Source organism: Variovorax sp. P4_D9, from assembly GCF_056401695.1.
Window position 1 is genome coordinate 1 of the sequence record NZ_JBFUIU010000597.1, and the last position, 5,573, is coordinate 5,573.

The following is a 5,573-nucleotide window of genomic DNA, read 5'->3' on the forward strand; positions in this document are numbered from 1 at the left end:
GAAGAGACCGCGCCGGYGCGGCCCGGTGCCCTGGCCTCGCTGAAGCCGCGGCTGGCCGTGCCGCCCGCGGTGCGGGGCCCCTTGCTGCTGGCGGCGCCGGCGCTGGTCGCGGTCTGGGCCATGGCCGGCTTCTACGCCTCGCTGGGTCCGACGCTGATCCGCAGTTTCTCAGGCTCCACCTCGGTCTTGATCGGTGGGCTGGCGCTGTTCGTGCTGGCCGGCAGCGGTGCGCTGGCGGTGTTCCTGATCCGCGAGGCTTCGCCCAAGGCGCTGATGCGCCTCGGTTCGCTGGCGCTGATCGTCGGGATGGCGATCGTCATGACCGCGATCTCGCTCCACTCGGTGCTGCTGTTCCTGCTCGGCAGCGCGGTCGCTGGGCTCGGCTTCGGCACCGGCTTCCAGGGCGCGCTGCGCAGCGTGGTGGCGCTGATCGCGCCGCAGGAGCGGGCCGGCGTGCTATCCGTGCTGTTCGTGATCGCCTATCTGGCGATGGGGCTGCCGGCGATGCTGGCGGGCTATGACGTCGCGCACCAGGGCGACATCGTGCGCACCGCGATGGAGTTCGGCGGCGGCGTTGTCGGGCTGTCGCTGCTGGCGCTGATGGGGACTGTGCGCCGCTGAGGCGGGACGCGGCGCTTGTCGCAGCCGCCGGCCGTCATCGGCCCTTCGGCGAATGCCGGGCGAAGCGCAGCGCGTAGAGCAGCACATTGAGCAGCAGCACGCCGAGGCCTAGTGCCACCTGCAGCGGCCGCGTCAACCCTTCCGGGTAGATCAGCGCGAGCAGGTAGTGCTCCAGAAAGCCGCCGCCGTAGCCGGCCTCGCCGGCGCTGCGGCGCAAGGCGTTCTCGAGCGGCGTCAGCGGGCAGATCCAGCCTGCCGACACCACCCAGCCGGCCCAGACCGCGGCCGGCAGATGCAGCCACGCCAGCCGCGGCCAGCGCCACACGAGGACACCGCCCGCAACCGCGAACAGGATGAACAGGCCGTGCAGCAGCAGCACGGCGTCGGCCAGCAGGCGGGCGCTGATTCCCATGGGAGGGGAATGCTAGCGCTTGCGAGAACCGGCGCAAACCGCCCCAGCAACGGTCAGGCCGCCGCCGGAATGCACGACGCCGTGGTCTGCGTGGCGGGCCCGTCCACGAACACATCGGCGTGGAAGTCGGCCGCATCGAGGCCGCAGCGCCCCAGCGCCATCTCGCGCACCGCATGGACCATGCCCGGCGAACCACAGGCATAGACCTCGTGCCCCGCGAGTTCCGGGCAGTACGCGGCCAGCGCCTCGTCGACCCGACCCGAGAAGGCGTCGCCGCCCGCCTGCGTCGCGTCATAGCTCAGCGCAGCGACGAAGCGGAAGTCCGGCCACTGGCGCTGCCAGCGTGCCACGGCAGGGCGCAGGTAGAGGCCCTCGGCCCGGCGCGCGCCCCAGATCAGCGTGATAGGCCGCACGACCCGCCGCTTAGCCATGTCGTCGATCAGTGACTTGACCGGCGCGAAGCCCGTGCCGCCGGCGACGAAGACCAGCGGCCGCGTCGATGCGCTTTCGAGCGTGACGGCGCCGAAGGGCAGTTCGATGTCCAGCAGCTCGCCCTGCTGCAGGCCGGGCACGCGGGCGCTGAAGGCGCCGCCCGGCACATGCCGGATGTGCAGCGTCAGCGCGTCGCTCTCGTGCGGCGCGTTGGCCATCGAGTAGCAGCGCGTGGTGCCGTTGCCGACGTCGATCTGCAGGTACTGCCCGGCGTGGAACTTGGCGCGCTGCCCGGCCGGCAGGCGCAGTTGCAGCACCGAGACGTCGGGCGCCGCAAGCTGGTTCCTGAACACCTTGGCCTGGAAGCGCTTGCGCGCCGCCGGGTCGACGTGGTGCCACGAGACGGGCGCGATCGCCAGGTCCGTGCGCGGCGCGCACATGCAGAAGAGCAGCTGCTCGGGCAGGCAGCTCTCGTTGCGCATCGAGGCGCCGCCGAGGCCCGCAACCTCGCCGGCCTCGACCCGTCCGGCACAGTTGCCGCACACGCCCTTGCGGCAGGAATAGGGCAACTCGATGCCGGCGCGCAACGCGGCGTCGAGCACGGATTCGGAGTCGGCGCAGTCGAACACGATGTCGCTGTTCGCAATGGCCACGAGATGGGTCATGGCATTCACTTTCCTGAAAGAGAGGGGGCCGGGTCCGGCACGGCCGAGAGCAGCGCGAGGGTTCGCAGCAACGCGCTGCAGTCGGCGAAGCCGCGGCCCGCGATGTCCATCGCACTGCCGTGGCCGACGCTCGACAGCAGCACGTCGGCGCCGATGCTGAGTGCGCTCGCCGCGTTCGGCGCCAGAAGCTTGATCGGGATGTGACCCTGGTCGTGCAGCATCGCGACGTAGAGGTCGTGCCGGCGCTGCGCCAGCAGCATGTCCGCGCCGCAGGGGCCGTCGACGCGCAGGCCCTCGGCCCGCAGCGTGCGCACGGCCGGTTCGACGATGGCGGCGTCCTCCGGGCCGAACAGTCCGCCCTCGGAGGCATGCGGATTGATGCCGAAGACGCCGATCGAGGGTGCGGGAACGCCCAGCAGCGCGCACGCCCGCGCGCCCGCTCGCGCCGCCGCAGCCACCAGCGCCGGCGTGAGCCGGTCGAGCGCGGCGCGCACGCTTTCGTGAAAGGTCGCATGCACGATCCGGAGGCCGCCGCCGACCAGCATCAGGAACACCGAATCCTCCGGCACGGCGCAGACGCGCGCGACCAGCGAGGGGTAGCCGCTGAAGGCGATGCCGGCGCGATGGATCGCGGTCTCGTGATGCGGACACGCGATCACCGCGTCGACCTCGCCGCGCCGGCAGGCCTCGATCGCCGCCGTCGCCGATGCGACGGCCGATGCACCCGCTGCGGCGTCGATGCGGCCGGGCTGGGCGGACTCGGCCGGGAGGTCTCCGGCGTCGACGATGTGCAACTCGCCAAGCAGCGCACTGTAGCCGAGTGTCGCGGCCGTGCGTTCCAGCACGCTGGCCGGACCGTACAAGTGGATGCCGGCGCGCGCATCGCGCGGCAGCGCGGCCATGGCCTTGAGCGCGATCTCGGGGCCGATGCCGTTGGGGTCGCCGGCCGCCAGCGCCAGGCGGCGCGGCGGCGCGTGGGTTCGGGCGCTCGCGCTCACAGCGGCAAGGCGAGCAGCGTGTCCGTCACCGTGCTGTCGCAGACGGCCACGCGCGACTGCAGCAGCAGCCGTCCGTCCCGCCGCACGAAGCGGTCTTGGTAGACGCCGGTGGCGAACACTTCCGTCTGGCCGGCGGCCATGATGCGCGCCACCAGGAAGGGCGTGCGCGCCTCCGCTTGCTGGTCCTCGGCCTTCAGCAGCAGCGGCATGCCGAGGATGTGGCGGTAGCGCTGGCGCTCGTAGATGTTGGCTTCGCGCAGGGCCGCGATGCGGTCTTCGAGCATGGCGCGCGAGTCGGCGTAGACGATGCCGGCGGGCAGGCCCTCGCGTTCGTTCTCGATGTGCGTGATGCGGTAGTCGGCGGCGTCGGCGAAGAAGTCGGGCCATCGTTCGAGTGCATCGCTGTCGATGGCGTCGGCGTAGGCGGCATGGAAGGCGCAGAGCGCCAGCAGGTCGATCATGGTGTGGCTTTCCTCTGAGATCAGGCGCGCATGTGGTGTCGATAGGCCTTCCAGAAACCTCGCACCGAGGCTTCGGTGGCGCGTCCCTCGCTGGAATCGGCGCCGTCGCCGCCCATCTCGACGACCGCGTCATAGTCGCGCGCGCCGGCAATGCCGCGCTGCACGAAGCCACCGACCGCACCATCTTCCATCGAGATGAAACCGGCCGGACCGATCAGGTTCGATTGCTTGAGCCGCACCTTGCGCTGCGCGGGCGTGTCGTCGCTGTAGCCCAGGTAGGTCCAGTTGAGCTCGGTGCGCTCCACCCCCTTGGGCAGCACCTGCCGCACCGCCAGGCAGTTCTGGATCTGCTGCAGTACGAAGCCCGGGAACACAGAGAGGATCTGCAGCGTCACGCCGTCGCCGTACTCGGCGAAGCCGGCCAGCAGGCTCGGGTCCTTGAGACGATAGCGTTCATTGTCCGAACGCAGGGCCTGCTCCTTGTACGAGGCGTCCTTTTCGGCCGCGGGGTCGATCATCGAATAGCTCACGTGGTGGCCGCCGCTTTGGTCGACGATCACGCCGCCCTTCTGCGACAGGCGGTTGAGTTCGAAGGTGGTGAAGAACATGTGCAGCAGGCTCGCGTGGTAGCTGTCCTTGACGTTCTCCACATACAGCTTCCAGTTGTTCGGCAGCGCCTGCGTGAAGCGGCCGATGACTTCGACCGGCTTGTGCAGCACGCGCTCGATGCGGGCGCAGATCTCGTCGCCGAGGTACTCCTCGATGCCGGGCACGTCCTCGCTGAAGCTGCCGAAGACCAGACCGCAGAAGGTCGCGACGCGCAGCTTGCGCGGGCCGTGTTCTTCCTTGCAGAAGCCGGCCGGCATGCCGCCCTGCCCCTTGACGCCCTTCTCGAAGGCGATGCCCGTGAGATCGCCCTGGCGGCTGTAGCTCCAGGCGTGGTAGACGCACTGGAAGTTCTCGGCGCGGCCGGACTTCTCGAGCGCGATCAGCGCGCCGCGGTGTGCGCAGCGGTTCTCGAAGGCGTAGATCTCGCCGTCGTCGTCGCGCACCACCACCACCGGCGTCTCGCCGGCGAAGGTGGTGCGGTAGCTACCGCCGTCGGGCAGTTCGGCCTCCAGGCACAGGTAATTCCAGACCTCGCCGCGGAAGATCCGCGCCTGTTCCTGGGCCGCGGTCTGCGCATCGCTGTAGAGCGCAAAGGGAATGCGCGTGAGGCCAGGGCCGGCCCAGTGGATCGGTTGGGTGTCTTGGGTCATGGTGTTAGTCCAGTGTGACGTTGGCGTTCTTGATGACCGTGGCCCACTTGGCGGACTCGGCCTGGATGAACTGGCCGGTCCGCGCACTGTCCCAGCCGCGCGGCTCGGCGCCCTGTTCGGCGAACTGCCGCTTGACGTCCGGCAGCGCGAGCGCGTCGGCAAAGGCCTTCTGCGTCGCCTGTACCTTGGCGGCAGGCGTCCCGGGCGGTGCCACCAGGGCGAACCAGGTCACGGCGTTCATGGCCGGCAGCTTCTGCTCGGCAAAGGTGGGCACTTCAGGCAGGGTGCGCGAGCGCTGCTCATCGGCGATCGCGAGGATGCGCACCTTGCCGCTCTGGTGGAAGGGCAGCGACGAGCTCAGGTTGTCGAAGAAGACGTCGATCTGTCCGCCGATCAGGTCGACCAGCGCCGGCGCCGTGCCCTTGTACGGGACGTGGACCATCTCGGTTCCGGTCAGCTGCATGAACATGCTGGCGGTCAGGTGCGAGGTGGTGCCGTTGCCTTGGGAGCCGTAGCTGAGCTTGCCGGGATTCGCCTTCAGGTAGGCAATGAGCTCGGGCACGCTGTGCACCGGCAGCTTGGGATTCACCACCAGCACGTTCGGCACGGTGGCGATCATCGTGACTGRCACCCACTTCGCGGGGTCGAAGCTCAGCTTGCGATAGAGGTGCTGGTTGATCGCGATCGGTGCCGGCGGCGACGCCAACAGCGTCTCGCCGTCGGGC

6 protein-coding genes and 1 pseudogene are annotated in these 5,573 nt (G+C 69.8%); 1 reads left to right on the plus strand and 6 read right to left on the minus strand.

Annotated features, from left to right (window positions below; all coding sequences use genetic code 11):
* Positions 1–621 (plus strand): annotated as a pseudogene (locus AC1DY5_RS39965) (MFS transporter); the annotation flags it as partial.
* A 34-nt stretch (positions 622–655) separates the two neighbouring features.
* On the opposite strand, the gene AC1DY5_RS39970 reads toward AC1DY5_RS39965, so the two are convergent.
* The 6 genes from AC1DY5_RS39970 to AC1DY5_RS39995 form a co-directional block, all read right to left on the minus strand.
* On the minus strand, positions 656–1,033 hold the full coding sequence (locus AC1DY5_RS39970) for a DUF2784 domain-containing protein (RefSeq protein ID WP_478119990.1): 378 nt from the start codon (positions 1,031–1,033) through the stop codon (positions 656–658).
* Positions 1,034–1,086: 53 nt separating this feature from the next.
* Entirely contained in the window at positions 1,087–2,130 is a 1,044-nt protein-coding gene (locus AC1DY5_RS39975) for a 2Fe-2S iron-sulfur cluster-binding protein (protein ID WP_478119991.1), read from the minus strand.
* A 5-nt stretch (positions 2,131–2,135) separates the two neighbouring features.
* Positions 2,136–3,128 (minus strand): PdxA family dehydrogenase, encoded by a 993-nt coding sequence (locus AC1DY5_RS39980; RefSeq protein ID WP_478119992.1) that lies wholly within the window; start codon positions 3,126–3,128, stop codon positions 2,136–2,138.
* Complete coding sequence (locus AC1DY5_RS39985; protein ID WP_478119993.1) at positions 3,125–3,589, minus strand: aromatic-ring-hydroxylating dioxygenase subunit beta; 465 nt, start codon at positions 3,587–3,589, stop codon at positions 3,125–3,127. The genes AC1DY5_RS39980 and AC1DY5_RS39985 overlap by 4 nt, the downstream gene beginning before the upstream one ends.
* Before the next feature lie 20 nt (positions 3,590–3,609).
* Positions 3,610–4,848, minus strand: coding sequence for a Rieske 2Fe-2S domain-containing protein (locus AC1DY5_RS39990; protein ID WP_478119994.1), 1,239 nt, complete (start codon positions 4,846–4,848; stop codon positions 3,610–3,612).
* A 4-nt stretch (positions 4,849–4,852) separates the two neighbouring features.
* A partial coding sequence (locus AC1DY5_RS39995; protein WP_478119995.1) for a Bug family tripartite tricarboxylate transporter substrate binding protein occupies positions 4,853–5,573 on the minus strand: 721 nt, incomplete at its 5' end.